Genomic DNA, 25,404 nt, shown 5'->3' with positions numbered 1-25,404 from the left:
AGTTACTTCAGCACGGGCGCGGCGGCCGTGCCACCGAGCCACTTCTGCTGCAGCTGGTCGAGGGTGCCGTCGGCCTTGAGGGCGTCGACCGCGTCGCTGACGGGAGTGGTCAGCGCCGAACCCTTGGGCAGGACGTAAGCGAGCTCGTCGCCACCGGCCGAGGAGTCCGGCAGCTGGCCCACGACCTTGCCGTTGTCGAGCACGGCCCCGGCGAGGTAGAACGCGGTCGGCAGGTCGACGACGATCGCATCGACCTGGCCCGACTGCAGGGCCGCGACGGCGTCGTCGTTGGAGTTGAACACGCTGAGGTTGCCCGTGCCGAGCTGGTCGGCGGCCACCTGGTAGCTGGTGGTGGCGCTCATGACACCCACGGGGATGTTCTTCAGCTCGGCGACCGTCGTGGCCGAGGCGGCGGGAGAGGTGCCCGTCGTGACGATCGCCTGGGTGGTCGTGTAGTACGGCGACGAGAAGTCGACGGCCTGCTTGCGCTGGTCGGTGATCGAGAACTGCTGGACGTTCATGTCCCAGTCCTTCGGGCCCGGGGCGATCGCGCTGTCGAAGTTGGAGCGCACCCAGACGATGTCGTCCTTCGTGAACCCGAGCTTCTCGGCGACGGCGCACGAGACGGCGGCCTCGAAGCCCTCGCACGAGGCGGGGTCGTCGTTCTCGACCCACGGCGAGAACGCGGGCTCGCCGGTGGCGATGGTGAGCTTGCCGGCGGCGACGGTCTGCAGGGCGCCCTCGGTGGCGGGGGCGGAACCGGCGTCGGACCCGGTGGGGGCGAAGGCGCAGGCCGTCAGCGTGACGAGCGTGGCGGCGGCCACGGCGGTCAGGGCGGCGGCGCGGCGCAGGCGTGCGGAAGCGGTCACGATGTCTCCTCGTGGACGTATCGGGGTCATCCCCGGAGTGCTGTGATGTGCACAGCGTACCGAGCGGATGTTTCAGGGGATGTCGCCGGTGAAACCTGGCGACACGGGACGCGGCTACTCGGCGAGGCGCCAGTCGGCGAAGCTGAAGCCGGGAGAGACCACGCAACTGACCACGACCTCGGTGTCGTCCGCCGGTCGGGCCGCCTGCCAGACCCCCGCGGGCACGGTGTGCTGCAGCACGTGCCCCGCGGCGAGGTCGGGCCCGAGCGTGACGGTGCGCGTGGCCCCGGGCTGCTCTCCGTCGCCGCCGAGCGAGAGCTCGAGGGCTCCCGGCCCGTGCCAGAGCCACACCTCGTCGCTGGTCACGACGTGCCACGCGCTCTCTTCGCCCGGGGTGAGCAGGTAGTGGATGCACGTGGCCGCGGGCCGCGTGCCCGCGGGGGTCTCGACCTCGACGGTGCCCGTCCACATCCGGCGGAACCAGCCGCCCTCGGCGTGCGGTTCGAGATCGAGCAGGACGGCGGTGGCGGGATGCTCAGCGGTCATCGGCGGATACTCCGGTCTCTCGGGTGAAGGCGGCGGATGCCGAGCGCACCTCGCCGTCGATGAACGTCGCGGCGGCACGCCCCTCGCCGTCGACGACGAGGTGCTCGATGGTGTCATCGACCTCCGACACCGGCACGTCGAAGAACGCCAGGTCCGCCACGGCCCCCACCGCGAGATACCCCGTGCGGGCGGGTCCGGTGTCGAGCCCCATCGCGTGCGCTCCGCCCAGGGTCGCCGCGCGCAGCAGCAGCTCCGAGAGGTCGCGGTTCGCGTACCCCTGCGCACGCGCCAAGCGGTGAAGCGCCGACACGTCGGCGAGCAGATCGAGCGAGGGACTGGATGCCAACGAGTCGGTGCCCACAGCCAGCGCGTTGCCCTCGAGCAGGTACGCGGCGACCGGCGGCTCGTCAAGACCGATGACCGCGTTCGAGCGCGGGCAGAGCGCCACGGTGGTCCCCCGCGCGCGCAGGATCGCCCGATCGCGCGCCGTCATGTAGACGCCATGGGCGATGTGGCAGTCGGGGCCGAGCACGCCGAGCTCGTCGACGAACTCCGTCGCCCCGGTGCCGAAGCCCTCGTCGCGCAGCGCGCGGAAGCTCGTCGGCCGGTGCAGCTGCCACGGCACGGCCTCGCCGTGCTCGCGTTCGAAGGCGGCCTCGCCCAGGTGCAGGTGCAGGCGGCTGCCGCGCTCGCGCACGATGTCGGGGATCTCGAGCAACGGCTCCACGTCGAGCGAGTACGGCGCGTGCGGAGAGAGCCCGGTCCCGGGAGGAGCGGGCAGCGCGTCGAGGCGCGCCTCCACCTCGGCGCGGCCGCGCTCGGCCCACGCCGCGTTCGTCCAGCTCATCACCTCCCAGTAGGTGATGCCGTGCAGCCGCGCGTCGTGCAATGCCGACGCCGCCTCGACGTCGGTGACGATGTCGGCCACCGCCGTGGTCCCCGCGGCGATCATCGCGAGCGCTCCGGCCCTGGCATCCGCCGCCCAGTCGTGACCGGCGCGATAGACGGGGGTGAACGCCTCGTCCCAGTCGTCGAAGCCCGCGTACGAGCCCCGGCCGACCTCGGCCATGCCGGTGTACTGCAGGTGCGAGTGGGCGTTGACGAGTCCGGGGGTGAGGACGCCCGGCCAGTGCACCTCATCGAAGGCGACCCCGCGCGCCCGCAGTTCGTGACGCACCCAGTCGCGATCCCCGACATGCCGGATGCGCCCCCCGGCTACGGCGATCGCCCCGCCCGGGATGGGCGGTGCCGTCACGGGCACGACGAGGGATGCCGAATACACCACGACGCTCATGCGGCACCGCCCGCGAATCGCGGCGACCGCCAGTCGTCGAGGCCTTCGGGGTCGGGGGCGCGCGCGACGTCGACCGCCGCTCCCCGCACCGCGAGTGCCGTGCGGGCGACGAGGTCGTCGACCTCGGGCCCGAGGGCGTGGACACCCGGCGCGGGCCGCCGCTCGACCACCTCCCCGAGGGCCGCGAGCTGCACCGAGAACGACAGGTCCATGATCTCGATGGGATTGCCCTCGGCCGCCGTGATGTTCACCGCTCCCCCGCCGCCCAGCAGCAGCGCGGACCCCGCCTCGACGACCTCGCCCGGCACGCCCCCGGCGACCGCGACCACGCGGGCCACGGCGGCGATGTCGGGCGTCACGGTCGCGGGCACGCCGGTCGCCGAGACCACCAGGGCTCCCCCGGCCGACTCGAGCGCTCGGCCCGTGCGGAACCCGTCGTGCCGCGCCTCGAGCGCCCGCACGGGGTCGGTCTCGGCGACGCGCACCTCTGCCCCGAGGGCGCGGAGGTGCGCCGCCACCCCCTGCCCGACCGGCCCGTAGCCAATGACGAGGGCCGGCTGATCCGTCAGCGCGATCCCCCGCTCCTCGAGCAGATCCGCGATCGCGAAGACGCACGACTGCCCCGTGCCGTAGCGGTTGTCGAACATCGTCTTGGTGCGCGCGTCGTTCACCGCCATCACGGCGCAGCGCAGCAGACCGGCATCGTGCATCCGGCGGAGCGGGGTCAGCCCGCTCGTCGTCTCTTCGCAGGCCCCGATCCAGCCGTCAACGAGCGCGGGATCCGCCTCGTGCGCCAGGCGGATCAGGTGCGCCCCGTCGTCGAGCAGCACGTCGAGCCCCGCGCGGAGGAACCCCAGGGCCGCCGCCCGCTCCTCGGCACCCGAGAGCGCCGGATCCGCCGTCACCGCGAAGCCTCGCTCGCGCAGGTCATCGGCGACCGCGACGTCGGTCTCGTCCGGATGCGCGTACACCGACACCTCGGCGCCCCGCTCGCGCAGCAGCAACGACAGCACGGCCGTCTTGGGCTCGAGCACCATCGCCACGCCCACCCGCAGGCCGGTCAGGTCGAGGCGCTGGGCGAGGGCCGCGGCGACGGGCATGTGCTGTCGCGCGAACGCGATCCGCCCCGCCGCGTCGCCCCGCTCGGGCAGGGGCTTTCCGTCGAGCAGCACCCGGTCGGCATCCAGATCGAACTCGACGCGCCCCGCACTCGGAGAGGGACTCGGGATGCCGCCCAGCCCCACCAACAGCTCCGTCAGCGCACCGGCGCCGGCCCCGGTCGCCGCGAAGGGGCGTCCGGCGATCATGAGGTTCGACGAGCGCGCGAAGCGGCGGACGATGCGCTCGGGTGCGCGATGGTCGGTCACGGCACTCAGCCTAGGGTCACGGCATCCCTCCCCCCGACGACCCCCGCGGCGGGCGGGTTCGGCGCGCATCCCGCACGTCGGGGCGGACAATTCACGCCCCAACCGCGAAAATCCGCCCCGAACCGACGAGGGCGAACGCGAAAAGGCCCCGCCCTGCCGAAGCAGGAGCGGGGCCGAGTCGTGCGACGCGAATTACTTCGCGGCGACCACCTGGAGGGTGATCACGGCGGTGACGTCGTCACGCAGGCGAACGGTCGCCTCGTGCTCGCCGACCGACTTGATCGAAGAGGTGATCTGGATCTTGCGCTTGTCGAGCTCGCCCAGACCGGCGGCCTTGACGGCGTCGGCGACATCGGCGGGCTTGACCGAACCGAAGAGGCGACCCTCGTTGCCGGCCTTGACGGCCAGCTTGACGGTGTTCGACTCGAGCGTGTTCTTCAGCGACACGGCCTCTTCGTGGTCGTGGATCGCGCGGGTCTCGCGAGCAGCGCGGATCGACGCGACCTGCTTCTCGCCACCACGGCTCCACGACACGGCGAAGCCCTGCGGGATGAGGTAGTTACGGGCGTACCCGTTCTTGACCTCGACAACATCACCGGCGCTACCGAGCCCGGTGACCTCATTCGTGAGAATCAGCTTTGCCATCGGGTGCTCCTTAGCGGCCGGCGCCGGCGTAGGGCAGAAGAGCCATCTCGCGCGCGTTCTTGATGGCGCGGGCGATCAGACGCTGCTCCTGCACGGAGACACCGGTGATACGACGGGCGCGGATCTTGCCGCGCTCCGAGATGAACTTGCGGAGGGTGGGGACGTCCTTGTAGTCGATGACGCCGACGCGGATCGCCTTCGCGGGGGCTGCGTTCTTCGCGCCCTTCCGCGGCTTGCGGCGGTCGCCAGTGGCCTTTCCAGCCATGCTTCCTTCTTTCGTGTGGTTCGGACGCCGAGTCGGTCACGCGGACCGGGACAGGGCATCCGGAATTTCAGGGGTCGTCTCGCTCGAGAGCGGGGCGAAGTTCAGAACGGGGTGTCGTCTCCGTAGGAACCAGGGGTGCTCCACGCGTCTGCGCCGCCGTTGTTGCCGCCGCCGTTGTTCGAACCGGGCGTCGACCACGGCTCGTCGTTCGACTGCTGCACCTGCGCGCGCTGACCGCCACCGCCGCCACCGTTACCGCCACCGGCGGCACGGGTGACCTGGGCGGTCGCGTAGCGGAGCGAGGGACCGATCTCATCGACTTCGAGTTCGATGGAGGTGCGGTTGTTTCCCTCGCGGTCCTGGTACGAACGCTGCTTGAGGCGACCGGTCGCGATGACACGGCTGCCCTTCGTCAGCGAACCGGCGACGTGCTCGGCGAATTCGCGCCACACCGAGGCACGCAAGAAGAGCGCCTCGCCGTCCTTCCACTCGTTCGCCTGACGGTCGAACGTGCGGGGGGTCGACGCGATGGTGAAGTTCGCGACCGGGAGCCCGTTCTGCGTGTACCGCAGCTCGGGGTCGGCCGTGAGGTTACCCACGACGGTGATGACGGTTTCGCCGGCCATCGTCGTTACTTCGCAGCCTTCTCGGCGGACTCGACCTTGCGGGGAGCGGCGGCCTTGCGGGCGGCCTTCTCCTCGGAGCGCTTGGCCTCGGCGGCGACCTGGGCGATCGCTTCTTCGGCGCGCAGGACCTTGGTGCGCATGATCTGCTCGTTCAGCTTCAGCTGACGGTCGAGCTCGTTCGTGGCCTCGCTGGTCGCGACGAAGTTGACGACGGCGTAGATGCCCTCGTTCTTCTTGCGGATCTCGTAGGCGAGACGACGGCGGCCCCAGATGTCGATCTTGTCGATGGTTCCTCCATCGGCCGTGATGACCTTGAGGAATCCGTCGAGCTTCGGAGCGACCTGGCGCTCGTCGATCTCGGGATCGAAGATGACCATGAGTTCGTACTGGTGCGTCACTAACCCACCTCCTTCGGACTAGAACGGCTGACGGGCATTTCCCGGCAGCAGGAGGGTGTGTTGCACGTCATCACGGGCTCACACGCGCATGGGCGTCGCCGGACAACCTTCGTAGTCTAACGGATGCCGCTCGCCTCGGGGAATCGGACATCGGTAGCGTGGACGTGACCAGACGACGGCGGGGGGCCGCATGGCAGGGATCCGACCATTCGACGCACGAGCGTTGCTGACGCCGCCCGACCCCCGGGCCGCGAAGGCGTTCACCGCCGACCTGCGCAGGACCGGTCGGCTTCCAGGCACGGGTGCGGCCGTCGTCACCTTCGCCATCGCGTTCGCGCTCATCGGCGGGATCGGCGTCGTCATCATCGTCGCGGCGGTGCTGCTGGCGCCCGTGCTGCGCGAAGGGTCGTTCATCCTCGGCATCTTGTTCCTCTTTCCGATCGTGCTGGGTCTCGGCGGGTTGGCACTGGCGTGGTTCCTCGGTCAGAGGGCCCAGCGCACCCAAGAGGATCGCCGCTGGCGGCTGGCGGGATTCAGCCGCGACGTGAGCATGGAGTACGTGCCGGCGGTGCCGACTCCCCCGCTTCCGGGGGTGCTGTTCGGCGTCGGCGGTGATCGCACGGGCTACGACATCCTGCGCGGGCGCGAGCCGCGATTCGTCGAGATCGGCAACTACTCGTACACGACGAGCGACGGCAAGAACACGCATACCTCGCGCTGGGGCTACATCGCGATCCGCCTCGACGTCCCCCTCCCCCACATCGTGCTGGATGCCGCGGGCAACGGCGTGAAGCTCGGGCTATGGGAGCGCGGGCAGCGGCTGAGCCTCGAGGGCGACTTCGACCGGTACTTCCACCTGTCGTGCCCCCAGGGCTACGAGCGCGACGCGCTGTACCTCTTCACCCCCGACGTCATGGCGCGTTTCATCGACAACGCCTCGGCGCTCGAGGTCGAGATCGTCGACGACTGGATGTTCCTCTACTCGCCCGACGAGCTCTCGACCCTCGACCCGGCGCGGTGGGCGTGGGCGTTCGCGGTCGTCTCGGCACTGCTCGACAAGCTCGAGCAGTGGGGGCGGTGGCGCGACGACAGGCTGCAGGAGGGGGCTTTCGTGCCGCGACCCGTTCCGGTCGCCGCGACGCCGGGAGCCGTTGCACCGACAGCCGCGGCGCCGACACCCGCACCCCTGCCGATGACGTTCACCCCCGCGCCGGTCGGAGTCGCCCCTCCCGGTCAGAGGCTCAAACGCAGCAACGCCTGGCTCATCGCGCTGCTCGTCGTGGCCGGGTCCCTCGTCGTCATCCCGCTCGTCGTCTTCGCGGCCGGCTTCCTCTTCTTCTTGGCACAGTGAACATGACTCTCGACACCACCGCCCTGACCCAGCCGATCGACCGCGCGAAGGTCCGCGCCTTCAGCAAGGCGCTGCGCGAGAAGGGAATGCTGCAGAGCCGCGCGTTCACGATCATCGTGTTCGCGTTCGTGGGCCTCGCGGCCCTGTTCATCATCGTTCCGACCTTCGTCTCGTTCATGGCGATCGCGTTCACGGGCAGCAGCGGCAGCGTCTTCGGGCTCCTGCCCTTCGCGATCATGCTCGTCATCGCGGGTCTCATCGCGTGGGCGGTCATCCGCGGGGTCGGCGGCGCCGCGGCACGCCGCTACCGGCTGAGCCTGTTCGCGAGCGCGAACGGCATGACATGGCATCCGGGATACTCGAACCCCCGACTCCCGGGCATGATCTTCGACCTCGGCCGCAACCAGGAGTTGCACGACGTGATGCGGCGGACGCAGCCGCGCACCCTCGAAGTGGCCAACTACACGTACGAGACCGGGTCGGGCAAGAACAAGCAGACCCACCGCTGGGGATACGTGGCGTTGCGGCTCGACACCCCTCTGCCCCACATCGTGCTGGATGCCGTGGGCAACAACGGTCTGTTCGGCGGCTCGAACCTGCCGATCACGTTCGGACGCGACCAGCGCCTGAGCCTCGAGGGCGACTTCGACCAGCACTTCGCTTTGTACTGCCCCGAGGGCTACGAACGCGACGCGCTGTACCTCTTCACCCCCGACGTCATGGCCCGCTTCGTCGACAACGCCGCGGCCCTCGACGTCGAGATCGTCGACGACTGGCTGTTCCTCTACGCCAAGCGCGACCTGGCGACCCTCGACCCCGCGACCTGGGAATGGCTGTTCGCCACGGTCGCCGCGATCGACGACAAGCTCGCGCAATGGGCGCGCTGGCGCGACGACCGCCTGACCCGAGCGACGGCCGGGGCGGTGGCATCCGGGATCCCGGGGGCCACCGTCCAGGGCGCTCCCCTGCTCACCCCGCCGCCCGCGGGCGTGGCCCGCGAGGGGCGGCGACTGAAGCGGGGAATCCCCGTGTGGTCGTTCGTCGTGATCGCCGGTTTCGCCGCGTGGTGGATCCTCACGACGATCTTCGGGCGCTGACGCGGGGTCGAGGGCGGGTGCCGTCGCCGCACAAGCTCGGCGATCCGTACAAGCTCAGCCGGCATCCGGCTCACTCCGCTGAGGTTGTGCAGATCGCTGACGATGCGCGGGCGACGAACGGATGCCGCGGCGCACAAGCTCGGCGCAGCGCGCCGGACGCGAGAGTCGGGCCCCCACGCCGCGCGTGAGGGCCCGATCTCCGTTCTCGTCAGACCCCGCGGGTCGACCGCCACAGCTCGCGGCGGTTCTCTTGCTCGACCGGGTCGGGCACCGGTAGCGACACGAGCAGGCGCTTTGTGTAGTCGTCGCGCGGCTCGGTGAGCACCTGCACGGTCGTGCCCTGCTCGCGGATCACGCCCCGCTGCAGCACGACCACGCGGTCGGCCACCTCGTCGACGACGGCGAGGTCGTGGCTGATGAACAGGCACGCAAACCCGAACTCCGCCTGCAGCTGCGCGAACAGCTGCAGCACGCGCGCCTGCACCGACACGTCCAGCGCCGAGGTCGGCTCATCGGCGATGAGGAGCTTCGGGTCCAGGGCGAGGGCTCGAGCGAGCGAAGCGCGCTGACGCTGACCACCCGACAGCTCGTGCGGGTAGCGATCGCCGAACGCGGTCGGCAGCTGCACGGCATCCAGCAGCTCGTTCACGCGCTGGCGGGCGGCGCGGGCTCCCGAGACGCGACGGTGCACCACGAGCGGCTCGGCGATGCACTCCGCGATCGTGAGCAGCGGGTTGAAGCTCGTCGCCGGGTCCTGGAAGACGAACCCGATGTCGGGGCGCGTCTTGGCGAGGGTGCGGGGCTTCGCGCCGTTCATCTCGGTGCCGAGGACCGTGAGCGATCCGCCCACGACCGACGTAAGACCGACCATCGCGCGACCGATCGTGGTCTTGCCCGACCCGGACTCTCCCACGAGCCCCAGCACTTCGCCGGGACCGATCCAGAAGTCCACGCCCTTCACGGCGACGACCCCCGGCGACCCGAAGCGACCGGGGTACCCGATCTCGACCTTGTCGGCCACGACGAGGCTTCCCGCCGGCGGCGAGGTCGGTGCCGCATCGGCGAGCGACTGCCGCGAGCTCTTGCCGCGACCCACGTGCGGCACGGCCGCGAGCAGTTCGCGCGTGTACTCCTCGCGCGGGGCGGCGAACAGCTCGCGCACGGGCGCCTGCTCGACGATGTCACCGCGGTACATCACGATCACGCGGTCGGCGAGGTCGGCGACGACGCCCATGTTGTGCGTGATGAGCACGATCGTCGCGCCGAACTCGTCGCGGCACGTGCGCAGCAGGTCGAGGATCTCGGCCTGCACCGTCACATCCAGCGCCGTGGTCGGCTCGTCGGCGATGATCAGGCCGGCGTTCAGCACGAGGGCCATCGCGATGACCACGCGCTGCTTCTGCCCGCCCGAGAACTGGTGCGGGTAGTCGTCGACGCGCTTCTCGGGATCGGGGATGCCGACCCGGCGCAGGATGTCGACCGCCTTGGTCTTCGCCTCGGACTTCGACAGCTTCTCGTGCGCGCGCAGGCCCTCGGCGATCTGCCACCCGACCGTGTAGACGGGGTTGAGGGCGGTCGACGGCTCCTGGAACACCATCGCCGCATCGCGCCCGCGCATCTCGCGCAACTGCGCGCGGGTGGCGTGCACGATGTCGGTCTGGTCGCCGTCGCGACCGCGCACGATGACCGCACCCGACAGCGTCGCCGTCTCGGGCAGCAGCCCCAACAGGGTGTTGGCGGTGACGGTCTTGCCCGAGCCCGACTCGCCGACGATCGCGAGCACCTCTCCGGCGTGGGCCTCGAGCGAGATCCCGTTGATCGCGGCGACCGGCGCGCCATCGGTGGCGAAGGCGACGCGCAGGTCGTCGATCCGGGCGACGGGGGCGGTGGTGCCGGTCATGAGGGGCTCCCATCGGAGGGGGCGGATGCCGGGGACCCGGCGGGGGACGCGGTCGCCGAGGCCTCGGCGGGAGACGTCGACGGATCGACCGCGGTGACGGGAGCGGGAGCGCGACCCGCGCGGCGGCGCGTGCGCAGACGCGGGTCGCTCAGGTCGTTGAGGCTCTCGCCGACGAGGGTGATGCCGAGCACGGCGAGCACGATCGCGACCCCGGGCGGGATCGCCGTCCACCAGATGCCGCTCGTCACGTCGCTCACCGAGCGGTTGAGGTCGTAGCCCCACTCGGCGGCGGCGGTGGCCTCGATGCCGAAGCCGAGGAAGCCGAGGCCCGCCAGGGTGAGCAGCGCCTCGGAGGCGTTCAGCGTGACCACGACCGGCAGCGAGCGCGTCGAGTTGCGCAGCACGTGACGCAGCAGGATGCGCGCCGTGGGCACCCCGATCACGCGCGCCGACTCGACGAAGGGCTCGGCCTTCACGCGCACCACCTCGGCGCGGATCACGCGGAAGTACTGCGGCACGAACACCACGGTGATCGAGATGGCGGTGGCCAGGATGCCACCCCACAGGGTCGACTGTCCCTTCGTGATCGCGATCGACATGACGATGGCGAGCAGCAGCGAGGGGAACGCGTAGATCGCGTCGCACAGCACCACGAGGATCCGGTCGAGCCAGCCGCCGAAGTAGCCGCCGACGAGACCCAGGAAGATGCCGAGGAAGATCGAGAACGCGATCGCGCAGAGGATCACGAGCAGCGCGGTCTGCGCTCCCCAGATCACGCGCGAGAGGACGTCGTACCCGCCGACGGTCGTGCCGAGCAGGTTCATCGCGCTGGGCGCCTGCTGGGTGCCGAACTTCACACCGTCGGCCTCTTGCTGCGCGAACCCGTAGGGCGCGAGAAGAGGGGCGAACAGAGCCGTCAGCAGGAACACCGTGGTGATCACGAGGCCGAGCACCAGCATGGTGCGCTGCAGGCCGACGCTGCGGCGCAGGTGCGAGATCACCGGCAGGCGGTCGCGAAGCGGCACCTTGCGCACCGTCACGCTGTCGTCGGAGAGGGCGGGGGTCGTGGCATCCGACATGTCAGTACCTCACTCGCGGGTCGATGATCGCCGCGATGACGTCGACCAGGAAGTTGGTGAAGGCGACCAGCACGGCGATGATCACGACGATGCCCTGCACCGCCACGAAGTCACGGGCCTTGAGGTACTCGCTGAGCATGAAGCCGAGGCCCTTCCACTCGAACGTCGTCTCGGTCAGCACCGCACCCGACAGCAGCAGGGCGATCTGCAGGCCGATCACGGTGATGATCGGGATCAGCGCGGGGCGATACGCGTGCTTGGTGACCAGGCGGTACTCCCCCACGCCGCGCGAGCGCGCCGAGGTGACGTACTGGGCGCCGAGGGTGCCGATGACGTTCGTGCGCACCAGACGCAGAAAGATCCCCGCGGTCAGGATGCCGAGAGCCACCCCGGGCAGGATCGCGTGGATCAGGACGTCACCCGCGGCCGCCCCGTCGCCCAGGCGGATCGCATCGAGCAGGTAGATGCCGGTGGGGTTCTCGATCGAGGCGAACTTCAACTCGGTGCGGGTGCTCGCGCGCCCGGCGACCGGCAGGACGCTCAGCCACACCGAGAAGACGAGCTTGAGCAGCAGGCCGACGAAGAAGATGGGCGTCGCGTAGCCGAGGATCGCCCCGATGCGCAGGGTCGCGTCGGGCCAGCGGTCGCGCTTGTACGCGGCGATCAGGCCGAACGGGATGCCGATGAGCAGCGCGACGAAGAGCGCGTAGATCGCGAGCTCGAGGGTGGCGGAGCCGTACTGCAGCAGGATCTCGATCACCGGACGGTTGTCGGTGAGCGTCGTGCCGAAGTCACCGCGGAGGATGCCGCCGATGTACTCGAAGTACTGCACGATCAGCGGTCGGTCGTAACCCGCCTGGGCGATGCGCGCAGCGAGTTGGTCGGGGGGAAGGCGGCCGCCGAGGGCGGCGGTGATCGGGTCGCCCGTGATGCGCATGAGCACGAACACCACGGTGACGAGGATGAACACCGTCGGGATGATCAGGAGCAGACGGACCAGGATGTAACGCCACAGTCCTCCGCCCTTGGGAGAGACGGGTTTGGCGATGTCGGCAGCGTCGACGGCGGTGACCATACGGGAGAGACCTCACTCAACGGGGGAACGGCGCCTCATCGCTCCGCTCTCACCCAACGACCGAGGGTACGTGACCCCCGGTCGTCGGGTGAGCGGAATCGCGCGAGGCGCCGATTCGGTCTTACTTGTGCAGCGGTGCGTAGCGGAACTTGAACGACCCGTCGAGGACGGCGCCCTCGACGCTCGAGCCCACGATCGCGACCTGCTTGCCCTGGAGCAGCGGCAGCGTCGAGAGGTCGGCGGCCACCTTGTCCTGGATCTCGCCGATCTCCTGCTCACGCGTGGTCTTATCGGTCTGCGTCGCCTGGTCGACGAGCAGCTTCTGAACCTCGGCGTTGTCGTAGTGGTTCAGCAGGAAGTTGTCCTTCGCGAAGAACGGGGAGAGGTAGTTGTCGGCATCCGAGTAGTCGGGGAACCAGCCGAGCTGGTACGCGGGGTACGCGTCGGCCTTGCGGTCCTTGGTGTACTGCACCCACTCGGTCTGCGCGAGGTTGACCGTGAACAGGCCGTCCTTCTCGAGCTGCGCCTTGACGGCGGCGTACTCGTCACCCGACGAGGGGCCGTAGTGGTCGCCGTTGTACTGCAGGTTCAGCGTGACGGGGGTCGACAGACCGGCCGCCTCGAGGGTCGCCTTGGCCTTGGCGGCGTCGGGCTTGCCGCTGCCGTCGCCGTACATGTCCTTGAGTGCCTCGTTGGCACCCGCGAGACCCTGCGGCACGTAGGAGTACAGCGGCGAGTAGGTGTCCTTGTAGACGTCGGTCGCGATCGCCTGGCGGTCGACGAGGTCGGCCGCGGCCTGACGGATCGCGAGCGACTTGGCGGCGTCGGCATCGGGGGTCTTCGTGCCGTACGGCATGGTGTCGAAGTTGAAGACGATGTAGCGGATCTCGCCGCCGGGGCCGTCGACGACCTTGACCGCGTCGTCCTTCTGCAGGTCGGCGACGTCGGTCGCGCTCAGGCTGCGGTAGGCGACGTCGATCGCACCCGACTGCACGTCGAGCTTGAGGTTCGACGAGTCGGCGTAGTACTTGGTCGAGATGCCGCCGTTGGCCGCCTTGGGGAGCGACCCCATGTAGTCGGCGTACGGCTTGTACGAGATGAGCTCGTTCGGCTTGTACGAGTCGATCGTGTACTGACCGGCGAAGGCCTTGCCCTCGACGATCGCGTCGTCCGAGGTGACGGCGGTGGCCGAGAAGACTTCTTCGTCGACGATCGGGGCGGCGGGGCTCGAGAGGATCTGCGGCCAGACCTGGTCGTTGCCGTTCTTCAGCGTGAAGACGACCGTCGTGTCGTCGGGAGCGGCGACGCTGTCGAGGTTGCCCAGCAGCGACGCGGGGCCGTTCGGGTCGTTGATCGCGACCTGGCGGTCGAACGAGAACTTCACGTCGGAGGACGTAAGGTCGTGGCCGTTCGCGAACTTCAGGCCCGACTTGAGCTTCACCGTGTACTCGGTCGGCGAGGTGAACTCGGCCGACTCGGCGATGTCGGGGGTGACCTCGGACGTGCCGTACTGGCTGTTCATGAGGAAGGGGTAGATCTGCGTCATGACAGCGAACGAACCGTTGTCGTACGAGCCGGCCGGGTCGATCGAGGTGATCTTGTCGGTGGTGCCGATGACGAGGGGGTCGGTCGAGCCGCCGTCGGAGGCGCCGCCTCCGGTGGTGGTCGTGCAACCTGCCAGAACAAGGGCCGAGGCGCCGAAGGCGCCGATGACGAGGCCGAGACGGCCCCGCCCACTGATGTGCAGTGTCATGAAGTACCTCTGCTGTGAAGTGTCGATTGCGACAGACGCCGCAGTCCTTCGGACATCTTGGTCTTCAGCAGCCCGCACACCAACTCTTTGCCCGTCTTTTTTACGATAACGAAACCTCGAATATCTTCCGGTGTGCGTATTTCGGGTTCGGACATGTTCCGGGCGGGAGCGCTCCCAGGGCAATTCAGGGCAAGCGCCCCGCGAGCGCCGGTGCGATCGCACCCAGGGCCTCGACGGCCGCCTCCCGGGCCGTGGGAGACTCGCCGAGCGCCCAGGACTCGACGGCCATCGTCAAGGACGCGATCGTCGCCGCGGCCAACCCGCGCACGGCGAGGGGCCCCAGCTCGGGACGCTCGCGCCGGAACAGCTCGACGAGGTCGTCCTGCGCCTGACGCCCGGCGGCGAGCCACGACGCGCGCAACGCCGGCGTCTGCACGATGATGCGGGTCAGTCTGCGGCGCATCTCGGGCTCCACGGCGGTCGACTCCGCGAACCCCTCGACCACGGCCGCGAGCAGCGGCCCCGGCAGATGAGCGGCGAGGTGTCGGATGAACGTCGCGGGGCCATCGGCCAGTTCGCCCACCAGCGTGCCGTCCTTGCTCGGGCAGTGCCGGTAGAACGTGCGCATCGAGATCCCCGCGCGGTCGGCGATCTGCTCCACGGTCGTCTGCTCGTAGCCCTGCGCCTCGAAGAGGTCTGCCGCAGCGGCCTCGATGAGGGCCATCGTCTCGATGCGGCGCCGCTCACGCAGCGTCGGTGCGGGCGGAAGACGGCTTTCGGACATGGGCCAAGTATGCCGCCTCTCTAGTGACACACATATGCGTAGTGGCAGACTGTGCCACACAGCGCATCGCTCAGCTTCAAAGGAGAACAACATGTCCGAAATTTCGTTCGCAGGCAGAGTGGCCATCGTCACCGGTGCCGGCGGAGGACTGGGGAAAGCCCACGCGCTCGAACTCGCTCGACGAGGGGCCAAGGTGGTCATCAACGACCTCGGCGGAGACATCTCCGGCGCGAACGGCGGCACCGCGATGGCCGACGACGTGGTCGCCGAGATCCAGGCCGCCGGCGGTGAGGCCGTCGCGAACTACGACTCGGTTGCCACGCCCGAGGGGGGAAGAGGAATCGTCGAGACCGCGCTCGACGCCTTCGGCCGCGTCGACATCCTCGTCAACAACGCCGGCAACATCCGAAACGCTCCTTTCACGGACCTCTCGCCCGAGTCCGTCGAGTCACTGCTCGCCGTGCACGTCAAGGGCGCGTTCCACGTCACTCAACCGGCGTTCGAGGTCATGCGGGACAACGGCTACGGCCGCATCGTCTTCACGTCCTCGGCGGCCGGACTCTTCGGCTCCATTCAGCAGGCGAACTACGCCGCCGCCAAGGGGGCCGTCTTCGGCCTCGCGAATGTCGTCGCCCTCGAAGGAAAGCCGCACGGCATCCTGGTCAACACGATCCTCCCCGCCGCGAACAGTCGCATGCAGGCCGACATGAATGCGGAGCAGTTCGTCGGAATGCCGACTACCCCCGCACACGGCGAGCCCGAGATGATCACCGCGATGGTCGCGTACCTCGCCAGCGAACAGAACACCGCGACCCGCGAGCTGTACTCGATCGCGCGGGGACGCTACGCCCGCGTCTTCATGGGCGTCGCACCCGGGTGGCACGTCGCTCACGACGAGCCGGTCGCCACCGCCGACGACGTCGCCGCCCACATCGAACGTATCCGCGACCTCGAGGGCTACGCGGTCCCCGAGTCGATGGTCGCCGAGTTCGCGCTCGTCCCGTGACGGCGGCATCGGAGGGCACGACGCCCCGCTCCTACGTCGTCACCGGGGCAGGATCCGGAATCGGCGCGGCCACCGCCGCCCTTCTGCGCTCGCGCGGGCATCGCGTGATCGGGATCGACCTGCGCGGCAGTGACATCGATGCCGACCTGTCGACCGGGGAGGGCCGCCGGTCCGTCGCCGACGCGGTTCGCGGGGCGGTCGGCGACACCGTCGACGCCGTCATCGCCGTCGCGGGCGTGGCCCTGCCCACGTCTCTCACGGTGCGGGTCAACTACTTCGGCGCGATCGCGACTCTCGAGGAGCTCCTTCCGCTCCTGCGGAACTCGCCCGCACCCCGCGCCGTCGTGGTCGCCTCGTTCTCGGCCCTTCAGCAGAACGACGCGGAACTCGTCGATCTGCTCCGTGCGGGCGACGAGGATGCCGCGGTCGCCCGCGCCGACGAGCTCGTCGGTGAGAACCAGGGCGATCTCATCTACCCGTCGACGAAACGCGCGATCGCGGAGTGGGTGCGCGAACGGGCCGTGACGCCCGAGTGGGCGGCATCCGGAATCCCGCTCAACGCGGTCGGACCCGGCATCATCCTGACGCCCATGACCGAGCCTCTGCTCGCCACGGCCGAGGGACGCGACGCGCTCATGCAGGTCGTGCCGATGCCGCTGGCCGGACCGGCCCGACCCGAGGCGATCGCCGAGGTGCTGGCCTGGCTCTCCGACGCCCCCAACGCCCACATCACGGGTCAGGTGGTGTTCATCGACGGCGGCGCCGACGCCGTGATCCGCGGACCTCGCGTCTTCGATTGACCGTGCGGGTGGGCGTCGCTCCGGGCGTCCACCCGCACCTCTGTGCGCCGGCCATCACGCAGCTCGCGGTCAGCGGGGGAGTGACGGCGAACCCAGGGCCCGCAGCTCCTCCGCCGCCTCGGCGCCCGTGCGCAGACCCACGCGCGGCGCGACCTCGGTCGCCAGCAGCTCGATCGAGCGCAGGGTGATCTCGTGCGCAGGATCGACGGAGTGCACCTGGAACGCGACGTCGGTGGCCAGCGCGAGGGTCTCATCGGCGGTCAGGGAGGCGGTGACCTGTTCGACGGTTCCGAGGTGCGTGTCGGTCTGACGCGCGAGGTCGCGCAGGTCACCGTCCGCATTCCGCCTGAGGAATGTACGCATCAGGCGTCGCACACCGGGCTCGGCCGCGCTCCACGTGGCGTCGAGGTTCTCGGCATCCACCACCACCGCCGTCCGCGAGGCGAGGATGCGCGGCGTCACGCCCGCGGGCAGAGCGGCGAGATAGGCCTCGACGATCGGAACCTGCACCGCGTGCAGCGGCACGCCCTCCTCGCGCGGCTGGGTGCGCGAGAGCAGCAGCCCGTCGCCGTCGGCGCCCGCCCTGCGGCCGCCCTCGACCGAGAAGGTCGCCTGCCACAGGCGCCCGCCCAGGTGTGGCGCAGCGGGATCCAGGCGCGAATCGGTGCCGCGGATGCCGCGCCCGGCGAAGGCGTCGCGCAGGACCTCCAGGTGCGCGGCCTGGATTTGGCGTCGGTCATCCGAGGAGCGCTCGAACGCGACGAACGAGCCCGGCGTCCCGCCCGTTCCGATCCCCAGCTGCACCCGGCCGTCGCTGAGCGCATCGACGACGGCCGCATCCTCGGCGACGCGTATCGGATCGTCGAGGGGCAGGGTCACGATCCCGGTTCCGAGGGCGATCCGCTCGGTCTGCACCGCCGCTGCCGCCAGGAACGCGAAGGGCGACGGCAGCCCACCCTCGTCGCGGTCGAAGTGGTGTTGGGCCACCCAGAGCGACGCGAAGCCGTGCCGCTCGGCGGCGCGTACCTGCGCGAGCGCCCGGTGGTATCGCTCGCCGTCGGTGCCGGCATCCAGGAGTCTCGTGAAGAAACCGAGTCGTGCGCCGCTCATGTCGAAGCCTCACCGTCCTATGCCCGTCAAGGAATGTCCCTCCAGGCTAAGACGGATCCGCGGGCTCGCGGCCGTCGTCAGCGCATCGCGACCTCGATCGGGTCGCCCGTGCGCTCGAGGTCGGCCTCGATCTCGCGCACGATCGGGATCACCGTCTCGCCGAAAGTCTCGAGCTCCTCCTGGAAGTGCAGGAAGCCGAGCAAGAAGAGGTCGACCCCGCGCTTCTTGTACTCGATGATGCGCTCGGCGATCTGCTGCGCATCTCCGAACAGCTGGGTGCGGAACCCGTCGTTGTACTGCACGAGGTCCTCGAGCGAAGAATCCGCCCACATGCCCTTCTTGTCGGCCGTGGAATTGCCCGCCTCCTGCACGCTCTTGCGGAAACCCTCGACGGCGCCCGAGTCCGCGCGGGCGATGATCTCGCGCAACTGCGCCTCGGCCTCGGCGCGACTGTCGCGCTGGATGACGAAGCCGTTCAATCCGAAGCGCGTGCGTCGACCGTGTTCGGCCGCGACGCGGGTGACGTCGTCGTATTGCTCGGTGAAACCGTCGAAGTCCTTGCCGTTCGAGAAGTACCAGTCCGAGAACGCGCCGCCGTTGAAGCGCGCTGCCGTGGAGTTGCCGCCCTGGAAGATATCGGGGTGCGCCCGCCCCGGCACCTCGAACGGGAACGGGCGCAGCGTGAAGTCGGTGATGTCGTAGTACCTGCCGTGGAACGAGAACTTTTCCTGCGTCCACAGACCGCGCAGCACCTGGATGAACTCGGCCGCGCGCTCGTAGCGCTCGTCGTGCTCGAGCCACTCCAGGCCCAAGTCCGTGTACTCGTCCTTGAACCACCCGCTGACGACGTTGACCGCCGCACGCCCGTGGGAGAACTGATCGGCCGTGTTGATGAACTTCGCCAGGACGGCCGGATGCCAGATGCCGGGGTGGATGGCGGCGATGACCTTGAGCTTCTCGGTGGCCAGCAGCAGAGCCAGGCTGATCGAGGTGGACTCGTGCTGCTGCGCGGCGCCATAGCTGGAGGCGTACCGCACCTGGCTCAGGGCGTACTCGAACCCGACCCGCTCGGCCGTGCGAGCCAGCTTCACATTGTAGTCGTAGTCCCACTCGGTGCGCTGTTCGATCGAACTGATCACGAGCCCGCCGCTGACGTTCGGCACCCAGTAGGCGAACTTCAGCGGCTCGTGGGTGGGGGTGGAATCGGTCATGGGGTTCTCCTCGCGGATCGGAACCCGGCCAATTTCGCACCGCTTCGGTCAACGGTCAACGACATGTGACGGACCGTTTCGCCCCGTGACGCCGGGCGACGCCCACCGGGTGAGGATGGAGCCATGACCTCCCCCCAGCGCGTGCGTTTCGGCTACTGGACCCCCATCTTCGGCGGGTGGCTGCGCAACGTCGACGACGAGCAGACGCCCGTGTCGTTCGCCCACATCGCCGAGATCGCGCGGGCCGCGGAAGAGGGCGGATTCGATCTGACGCTCATCCCGGAGCTGAACCTCAACGACATCAAGGGCGTCGAGGCGCCGTCGCTCGACGCCTGGGCGGTGACCGCGGGACTCGCCGCCGTGACCTCGAAGCTGGAGCTGCTCGCGGCCGTGCGCCCGGGCTTCCACAACCCGTTCCACACCGCCAAGCAGGCGGCGACCATCGACGAGATCAGCGGGGGGCGCTTCACCCTGAACGTCGTGTCGGCGTGGTGGGCCGAAGAGGCCAAGCAGTACGACGGCCTCTTCAGCGCCCACGACGACCGCTACGCCCGCACGATCGAGTGGGTCGAGGTGCTGCGCGGCCTATGGTCCGAGACGCCGTTCGCGTACGAGGGGGAGTACTACCGCACCGAGGGGACGTACCTCGAGCCGAAGCCGCAGGTGCGGCCGCGCCTGTACGCGGGCGGCGAGAGCGAGGCGGGACGCAACGCGATCACGCGCTTCGCCGACGCGTATCTGACGCACGGCGGCACCCTCGAGGAGCTCGAGACGAAGGTCGCCGACATGCGCCGGCGCCGGGCCGAGGCCGGGGCCACGCCGTTCGAGGCGTTCGGAATGGCGGCCTATGCCGTCGTGCGCGACACCGACGACGAGGCGCAGGCCGAGATCGACCGCATCACGGATGTGCGCGGGGGAGCGGCCTACGGCTCGTACCAGGACTTCGTCAGCAAGTCGAAGCTCGACACCCAGGTCGACCTCAAGGAGTACTCGGTCTCGAACCGCGGCCTGCGGCCCAATCTCGTCGGAACCCCTGACCAGGTGGCGGAACGTATCGTCGCCTTCGCGAACGTCGGCGTCTCGACCCTGCTGCTGCAGTTCTCGCCGCACCTGCCCGAGCTGCAGCGCTTCGCCGCCGAGGTGATCCCGCGCGTCCGGCGCCTGGAGGCGCAGCGCGACGCCTGATCGCGCGCCGCGCCGCGGGGACTCACCCCGCGCGCGGATGCTAGGGCGCCGCGCGCAGGGCCTGATCGAGGTCGGCGATGAGGTCCTCGGCGTCTTCGAGGCCGATCGACAACCGGATGAGGCCATCGCCGATGCCGAGGCGATCGCGCGTCTCTTGCGTGAAGCCGAGGTGCGTCGTGGTCGCGGGGTGCAGGGCCATCGATCGGGTGTCGCCGATGTTGGTCATGCGGCTGAACAAGCGCAGGGCGTCGAAGAACCGCTCGGCTGCGGGACGGCCGCCGCGCACGGTGAACGAGAACACCGAGCCCGAGAGACCGCCGTAATCGCGCACCGCGAGCGCGTGCTGCGGGTGCGAGGGCAGGCCCGCGTAGTCGACGCTCTCGACGGCGGCGTGCTCCTCCAGCCACTCGGCGACCGTGCGGGCACTCGCAAGGTGTTGGCGCATGCGCACCGACAGGGTCTCCATGCCCTGCTGCAGCAAGAAGCCGTTGAGCGGCGAGAGCGCCGGTCCGGTGTCGTTCGCGATGCCGAACCGCAGCGACAGCTCGAACGCGCGCGGTCCGAACGCCTCGACGAACGAGGCGTGCCCGGCGATCGCGGTGTCGGTGAGGGAGGGATAGGACCGAGCGGATGCCACCCAGTCGAACGTCCCACCGTCGACTACGGCACCCGCGAGGTTCGCACCGTGTCCCGAGAGGAACTTCGTCGCCGAGTGCACCACGATGTCGGCTCCGTGCTCGATCGGGCGGATGAGGAACGGCGTTGCGATCGTATTGTCGACAACCAGAGGGATGCCGTGCCGCTTCGCCACGCGCGCGACGGCGTCGATGTCGACGACGTCGTTCTTGGGGTTCGGGAGCGTCTCGGTGAAGATCGCCTTCGTCTCGGGGCGGATCAGCGCGTCCCATTCGGCGTCGTCCGCGGGGTCCCAGACGTACTCGACGGTCACGCCCATGCGCGCGAAGGTGCGGTCGAAGAGCACGCGCGTTCCGCTGTAGATGCTCGCGGTCGAGACGATGTGCTCGCCACTACCGGCGAGACCGAGCAGGGCGATCGTGATCGCCGCCTGGCCTGAGCCGACGACGATCGCGCCCGAACCGCCTTCGAGCGACGCCAGCCGCGCTTCGGCCACCTGGTTGGTGGGGTTGGCGTTGCGTGAATAGAGGTGGCCGAGATCGGCTCCCGCGAACCGGTCGGTCGCCTCTTGGAAAGAGTCGAACCGGTAGGCGGCCGACAGGTGCACCGGTGTGATGCGCGAGCCGTGCGTCAGATCTTCGACCTCGCCCGCGTGCACCTGGCGCGTGGCGAAGCCGAAGCCCTGCCAATCGGAGTGGGGGGGAGCGGCCTCAGCCACGGAGACCGACCGCTTCTTGCGGCAGCAGCGAGCCGAGCCAGCGAGCGATCTCGCGCGGCCCGGAGCGCGGCGCGGTCGCCTCGACGTCGGGGTTGTAGTTCGTGTTGGTGTTGACGTCGTAGGTGACGGTCCGGCCGTCGCGCGTCTCGATGAACTCGATTCCCGCGATGCCCACGCCCTCTGCCGCGAGGAAGGCGAGGTAGCGGTCGATGAGCGCCGGATCGACGTCGTCGCGACGACGGAACAGCGGCTCGGGCTCGACGCCGTCGGCGCCCGGGACCGCGCAGGCCTCGGCGGGGCAGAGCTCGAAGCTGCCCGCGCTCGTGTCGACGCGCACCGCGTAGACGAAGTCACCGGCGACGAACTCGGCGCGCGTGATGAACGGCGCCTGCGCGACCAGCAGCTCCTGCAGGAGGGTGATGCCGTCGGGGGAGGCCTCGAAGTCCACGCTCGCCACCCACGACGAGAATTCGTCGACGGAGTCCCAGCGACGCACGCCGAGGCCCTTTCCGCCCTGGTTGTGCTTGCTGATGAAGGGCGCCCCGAACTCCCGCGCCTTGGCGACGAGATCGTCGGTGCCAAAGACGGCCACCGTGCGCGGAACGTCGATCCCCGCGTGACGCAGCGCGGCATGCTGCGCCACCTTGCTGACCTCGAGCTCGAGAACGTCGGCACCGTTGATGACCGTTCGTCCCCACGACGCCAACCATCGCAGCACGGCCCGACCGAACTCCTTGCTGTGCGCGTGGTCACGTGTGTGCGCCGATGCGCTCAACCGCGACCAGAACACTCCCTCGGGAGGCTCGACCGCGAGATCGATCGACCCGTCCGTGAGCAGCCACTCCTCGAACGGCACGCCCTCCGCCTCGAACGCCGCCGCGAACGGCGGAATCCACTGGGGGTTTTCGTGGATGACATAGACCTTGCCCGACATGCCGCCAGGCTAACCCGCCCCTCCGACATCACGCCCGCCCCGCGTCACGCGGCGACACCGGGTCATGGCATCCCTAGGCTCGATTCCCGGAAAGGGATGCCATGACCTCCGACTACATCGACGCCAACCGCGCCAACTGGAACGAGCGCGCGACGCTGCACGCCGCCCGGGACGGATCGGGATACGGAATCGCGCGCTACATCGACGACGCCGACGCGCTCTCGGACGTGGTGCGCTTCGACCGGCCGCTGCTGGGCGACATCGCAGGCAAGCGCACCGCGCACCTGCAGTGCCACATCGGCACCGACACCCTGTCTCTGGCCCGTCTCGGCGCGACGGTGACCGGTCTGGACTTCTCCGAGAACGCCGTCGCCGAAGCCCGCCGCCTCGCTGCCGACGCGGGCGTCGACGTCGAGTTCGTCCAGGCAGATGTTCGGGACGCCGCTGACGTCCTGCCCCGCGGAACCTTCGACCTCGTCTACACCGGCATCGGCGCCCTGTGCTGGCTGCCGTCGATCTCGGAGTGGGCCGGCGTCGTGGCCGAGCTGCTCGCACCGGGAGGGACTCTGCACATCCGCGAGGGGCATCCCGTCCTGTGGGCGATGAATGAGGATCTGCCGGGCTTGTCCCTGGCATTTCCGTACTTCGAGCAGACCACCCCGTTGGAGTGGGACGACGACAGCACGTACGTCGAGGTGGCCGCGCCCCTGAAATCGACGCGGACGTACGAATGGAACCACGGTCTCGGCGAGATCGTCACGGCCCTGATCGAGCGCGGTCTGCGCCTCGACACGCTGGTCGAGCACGACAGCGTGCCGTGGGAAGCGCTGCCCGGCCGCATGACGCTTCGCGGTAACGGCGAATACGCGCTGACCGAGCAGCCGTCTGTCGTGCCGCTCAGCTACACGATCAGGGCGACGAAGGTGGCGTAACGGATCCACCCATGACTAACGTCACCTCTGAATGGTGACAGCCGTCCGATGTGCGGCGAGCGCACCGAGGCCAGCATGAACACATGACCTCCTCCACCCCCACCCCCGCCGCGATCGACGCGCGGGGCGTCGTCAAGAGCTTCGGCTCCGTCCACGCCGTCCGCGGCGTCGACCTCACCGTCCGACCGGGCGAGATCGTGGCCTTCCTCGGCCCGAACGGCGCGGGCAAGACCACCACGATCGACATGATCCTCGGCCTCACGAACCCCGACGCCGGCAGCATCGAGGTGTTCGGCCACAGCGCGCGCGGAGCCGTCGCCCGCGGCCTCGTCTCGGCGGTGCTCCAGTCGGGCGGTCTGCTGAAAGACCTGACCGTGCGCGAAACGGTGGAGCTGACGGCGAGCCTGTTCGCCGAGAAGCGCCCCGTCGACGAGGCCCTCGAGCGTGCCGGCATCCTGAACCTCGCCCGCCGCAAGGTGGGCCTGTGCTCGGGCGGCGAGCAGCAGCGATTGCGTTTCGCGATGGCGCTCGTGAGCGACCCGGCGCTGCTGATCCTCGACGAGCCCACCACCGGCATGGACGTCGAGGCACGCCGGTCGTTCTGGAACGCGATCCGGGCGGATGCCGCGCGCGGACGCACCGTGATGTTCGCCACGCACTACCTCGACGAGGCCGACGAGTACGCCGACCGCATCGTGCTGATGCGCGGCGGGCAGATCGTGGCTGACGGCAGTACCACCGAGATCAAGAACCTCGTCTCGGGGCGGATCGTCCAGATGACGCTTCCGGATGCCGACCTCACGGCCCTCGCGTCCGTGCCGGGGGTCGACTCGGTCGAGGCCGCCGGCGAGCGCATCACCGTGCACACGCGGGATTCCGACGCTCTCGCGCGTCACCTGCTCACCTCCACCTCGGCGCGGGATCTCGAGATCACCGCCCAGAACCTCGAGAGCGTGTTCCTGACGCTCACCGCCGAGCCCTCGGCATCCGACCTCGTCTCGACAGGAGCACTCCGATGACCGCCATCGCCCTCGACCGCCCGCTGCCCGCCATGGGCGGGTTCACACTGACCTATCTGCGCATCGAATTGGTGCGAAAGCTGCGCAATCCGCGCAGCATCCTGTTCACCGTCGCGTTCCCCGTGCTGATGTTCTTCATCGTCGGATTTCAGACGCTCGACGTGCCGCTGACGGATACTCCCTTGGCGTCCGGGGGAGTGTCGGTGGCCGCGTACATCATGGTCTCGATGGCGATGTACGGAACCATGATGTCGGCGACCCAGACCGGGGCATCGGTCGCGGTCGAGCGCGCACAGGGCTGGTCGCGGCAGCTGCGGCTCACCCCTCTCAACCCCATCTCGAACGTCGTCGTCAAGATGCTCGCGGGCATGATGTTCGGCCTGATCGCGGTCATCGCGACCTACGCGGTGGCTGCCGGCGCGGGCGTGCAGCTCGCCCCGGTGCAGTGGATCGTCACGGGTCTTTCGGCCTGGGTGCTCGCCGGAGCCGTCTTCACCACCCTCGGCCTGATGGTCGGGTACATGGTGCCGGGCGAGAACGCGGCGCAGATCACGAGCCTCGCGGTGGTGCTGCTGTCGTTCCTCGGCGGGCTATTCTTCCCCCTGTCGTCGATGCCCGACTTCCTGCAGGTGATCGGCAAGCTGACGCCGGTCTATGGCATCGGTGAGCTCGCCCGCTCGCCCCTCACCGGCGACGGATTCGACCTCGGCGCCCTCGTCAACGCGGTGGTCTGGCTCGCGGTGTTCGTGGCCGGCACCGTGTACTTCTTCCGTCGCGACACGCGTCGCGGCTGACACGCCTAGG

Annotated in this window: 25 protein-coding genes; 8 read left to right on the top strand and 17 right to left on the bottom strand. The window is 69.5% G+C overall.

Translation table 11 applies throughout. From position 1 onward, the window contains the following. Window positions 1-2 precede the first annotated feature (2 nt). The 8 genes from QBE02_RS10630 to rpsF all read right to left on the bottom strand — a co-directional run bounded on the left by QBE02_RS10630 (window position 3) and on the right by rpsF (window position 6,010). Window positions 3-869, bottom strand: coding sequence for an ABC transporter substrate-binding protein (locus tag QBE02_RS10630; RefSeq protein WP_279365675.1), 867 nt, complete (start codon window positions 867-869; stop codon window positions 3-5). Between the two features lie 114 nt (window positions 870-983). After that, the gene (locus QBE02_RS10625) at window positions 984-1,415 is read right to left on the bottom strand and encodes a cupin domain-containing protein (protein WP_279365674.1); all 432 of its coding nucleotides are present in this window, start codon (window positions 1,413-1,415) and stop codon (window positions 984-986) included. Beyond that, on the bottom strand, window positions 1,405-2,709 hold the full coding sequence (locus QBE02_RS10620; RefSeq protein ID WP_279365673.1) for an amidohydrolase family protein: 1,305 nt from the start codon (window positions 2,707-2,709) through the stop codon (window positions 1,405-1,407). Before QBE02_RS10620 ends, QBE02_RS10625 begins: the two co-directional genes overlap by 11 nt. Then, window positions 2,706-4,076: an adenosylhomocysteinase gene (locus tag QBE02_RS10615; protein WP_279365672.1), complete on the bottom strand. Its 1,371-nt coding sequence runs from the start codon at window positions 4,074-4,076 to the stop codon at window positions 2,706-2,708. Before QBE02_RS10615 ends, QBE02_RS10620 begins: the two co-directional genes overlap by 4 nt. A 192-nt stretch (window positions 4,077-4,268) precedes the next feature. After that, window positions 4,269-4,721, bottom strand: coding sequence for a 50S ribosomal protein L9 (gene rplI / locus QBE02_RS10610; protein ID WP_056224965.1), 453 nt, complete (start codon window positions 4,719-4,721; stop codon window positions 4,269-4,271). Window positions 4,722-4,731: 10 nt separating this feature from the next. Further along, window positions 4,732-4,986, bottom strand: coding sequence for a 30S ribosomal protein S18 (gene rpsR, locus QBE02_RS10605; protein WP_055832386.1), 255 nt, complete (start codon window positions 4,984-4,986; stop codon window positions 4,732-4,734). Between the two features lie 101 nt (window positions 4,987-5,087). Further along, the gene (locus QBE02_RS10600) at window positions 5,088-5,612 is read right to left on the bottom strand and encodes a single-stranded DNA-binding protein (RefSeq protein ID WP_279365671.1); all 525 of its coding nucleotides are present in this window, start codon (window positions 5,610-5,612) and stop codon (window positions 5,088-5,090) included. A gap of 5 nt (window positions 5,613-5,617) precedes the next feature. Continuing rightward, entirely contained in the window at window positions 5,618-6,010 is a 393-nt protein-coding gene (rpsF, locus tag QBE02_RS10595; RefSeq protein WP_056224969.1) for a 30S ribosomal protein S6, read from the bottom strand. Between the two features lie 190 nt (window positions 6,011-6,200). Here rpsF and QBE02_RS10590 point away from each other — a divergent pair, with 190 nt between their 5' ends. Together QBE02_RS10590 and QBE02_RS10585 are read left to right on the top strand one after the other, a co-directional pair. Continuing rightward, on the top strand, window positions 6,201-7,361 hold the full coding sequence (locus tag QBE02_RS10590) for a hypothetical protein (protein ID WP_279365670.1): 1,161 nt from the start codon (window positions 6,201-6,203) through the stop codon (window positions 7,359-7,361). 2 nt (window positions 7,362-7,363) lie between these two features. Continuing rightward, window positions 7,364-8,458 (top strand): hypothetical protein, encoded by a 1,095-nt coding sequence (locus QBE02_RS10585; RefSeq protein WP_279365669.1) that lies wholly within the window; start codon window positions 7,364-7,366, stop codon window positions 8,456-8,458. A gap of 208 nt (window positions 8,459-8,666) precedes the next feature. Here QBE02_RS10585 and QBE02_RS10580 read toward each other — a convergent pair whose 3' ends face one another. The 5 genes from QBE02_RS10580 to QBE02_RS10560 form a co-directional block, all read right to left on the bottom strand. After that, window positions 8,667-10,358, bottom strand: coding sequence for an ABC transporter ATP-binding protein (locus QBE02_RS10580; RefSeq protein ID WP_279365668.1), 1,692 nt, complete (start codon window positions 10,356-10,358; stop codon window positions 8,667-8,669). Next, window positions 10,355-11,437 carry an ABC transporter permease gene (locus QBE02_RS10575; protein ID WP_279365667.1) on the bottom strand — a complete coding sequence of 361 codons (1,083 nt, stop codon included), beginning with the start codon at window positions 11,435-11,437 and terminating at the stop codon, window positions 10,355-10,357. Before QBE02_RS10575 ends, QBE02_RS10580 begins: the two co-directional genes overlap by 4 nt. A 1-nt stretch (window position 11,438) precedes the next feature. Then, window positions 11,439-12,512, bottom strand: coding sequence for an ABC transporter permease (locus QBE02_RS10570; RefSeq protein ID WP_144783721.1), 1,074 nt, complete (start codon window positions 12,510-12,512; stop codon window positions 11,439-11,441). 121 nt (window positions 12,513-12,633) lie between these two features. After that, on the bottom strand, window positions 12,634-14,265 hold the full coding sequence (locus tag QBE02_RS10565) for an ABC transporter substrate-binding protein (RefSeq protein ID WP_279365666.1): 1,632 nt from the start codon (window positions 14,263-14,265) through the stop codon (window positions 12,634-12,636). A 184-nt stretch (window positions 14,266-14,449) separates the two neighbouring features. Continuing rightward, window positions 14,450-15,049 (bottom strand): TetR/AcrR family transcriptional regulator, encoded by a 600-nt coding sequence (locus QBE02_RS10560; RefSeq protein ID WP_279365665.1) that lies wholly within the window; start codon window positions 15,047-15,049, stop codon window positions 14,450-14,452. A gap of 91 nt (window positions 15,050-15,140) precedes the next feature. Between QBE02_RS10560 and QBE02_RS10555 the strand changes: the two genes are divergently transcribed. Continuing rightward, on the top strand, window positions 15,141-16,055 hold the full coding sequence (locus QBE02_RS10555) for an SDR family NAD(P)-dependent oxidoreductase (protein WP_279365664.1): 915 nt from the start codon (window positions 15,141-15,143) through the stop codon (window positions 16,053-16,055). Next, on the top strand, window positions 16,052-16,855 hold the full coding sequence (locus tag QBE02_RS10550; protein ID WP_141377117.1) for an SDR family oxidoreductase: 804 nt from the start codon (window positions 16,052-16,054) through the stop codon (window positions 16,853-16,855). The genes QBE02_RS10555 and QBE02_RS10550 overlap by 4 nt, the downstream gene beginning before the upstream one ends. A 69-nt stretch (window positions 16,856-16,924) precedes the next feature. On the opposite strand, the gene QBE02_RS10545 is transcribed toward QBE02_RS10550, so the two are convergent. Beyond that, window positions 16,925-17,965, bottom strand: coding sequence for a putative FMN-dependent luciferase-like monooxygenase (locus QBE02_RS10545; protein WP_279365663.1), 1,041 nt, complete (start codon window positions 17,963-17,965; stop codon window positions 16,925-16,927). A 77-nt stretch (window positions 17,966-18,042) separates the two neighbouring features. Continuing rightward, the gene (gene sfnG, locus QBE02_RS10540) at window positions 18,043-19,176 is read right to left on the bottom strand and encodes a dimethylsulfone monooxygenase SfnG (RefSeq protein ID WP_279365662.1); all 1,134 of its coding nucleotides are present in this window, start codon (window positions 19,174-19,176) and stop codon (window positions 18,043-18,045) included. Window positions 19,177-19,299: 123 nt separating this feature from the next. On the opposite strand from sfnG, the gene QBE02_RS10535 reads away from it, so the two are divergent. Further along, window positions 19,300-20,361, top strand: a complete 1,062-nt coding sequence (locus tag QBE02_RS10535) for an LLM class flavin-dependent oxidoreductase (protein ID WP_279365661.1) — start codon at window positions 19,300-19,302, stop codon at window positions 20,359-20,361. A gap of 40 nt (window positions 20,362-20,401) precedes the next feature. Here the strand turns inward: QBE02_RS10535 and QBE02_RS10530 are convergent, their stop codons facing one another. Together QBE02_RS10530 and QBE02_RS10525 are read right to left on the bottom strand one after the other, a co-directional pair. Then, window positions 20,402-21,715, bottom strand: coding sequence for an O-acetylhomoserine aminocarboxypropyltransferase/cysteine synthase family protein (locus QBE02_RS10530; RefSeq protein WP_279365660.1), 1,314 nt, complete (start codon window positions 21,713-21,715; stop codon window positions 20,402-20,404). Beyond that, window positions 21,708-22,649 carry an ATP-grasp domain-containing protein gene (locus QBE02_RS10525; RefSeq protein WP_279365659.1) on the bottom strand — a complete coding sequence of 314 codons (942 nt, stop codon included), beginning with the start codon at window positions 22,647-22,649 and terminating at the stop codon, window positions 21,708-21,710. Before QBE02_RS10525 ends, QBE02_RS10530 begins: the two co-directional genes overlap by 8 nt. 101 nt (window positions 22,650-22,750) lie before the next feature. Here QBE02_RS10525 and QBE02_RS10520 point away from each other — a divergent pair, with 101 nt between their 5' ends. The 3 genes from QBE02_RS10520 (at window position 22,751) to QBE02_RS10510 (ending at window position 25,394) form a co-directional block, all read left to right on the top strand. After that, complete coding sequence (locus QBE02_RS10520) at window positions 22,751-23,581, top strand: class I SAM-dependent methyltransferase (RefSeq protein ID WP_279365658.1); 831 nt, start codon at window positions 22,751-22,753, stop codon at window positions 23,579-23,581. 83 nt (window positions 23,582-23,664) lie between these two features. Then, complete coding sequence (locus QBE02_RS10515) at window positions 23,665-24,600, top strand: ABC transporter ATP-binding protein (protein WP_279365657.1); 936 nt, start codon at window positions 23,665-23,667, stop codon at window positions 24,598-24,600. Next, the gene (locus QBE02_RS10510; RefSeq protein WP_279365656.1) at window positions 24,597-25,394 is read left to right on the top strand and encodes an ABC transporter permease; all 798 of its coding nucleotides are present in this window, start codon (window positions 24,597-24,599) and stop codon (window positions 25,392-25,394) included. Before QBE02_RS10515 ends, QBE02_RS10510 begins: the two co-directional genes overlap by 4 nt. The last annotated feature ends 10 nt before the right edge of the window (window positions 25,395-25,404 follow it).

Origin of the sequence: Microbacterium testaceum (assembly GCF_029761935.1) — a bacterium.
Lineage (GTDB): Bacteria > Actinomycetota > Actinomycetes > Actinomycetales > Microbacteriaceae > Microbacterium > Microbacterium testaceum_A.
The sequence above is the reverse complement of the archived record's forward strand: the minus strand, read 5'-3'. Positions and strand labels throughout refer to the sequence as shown.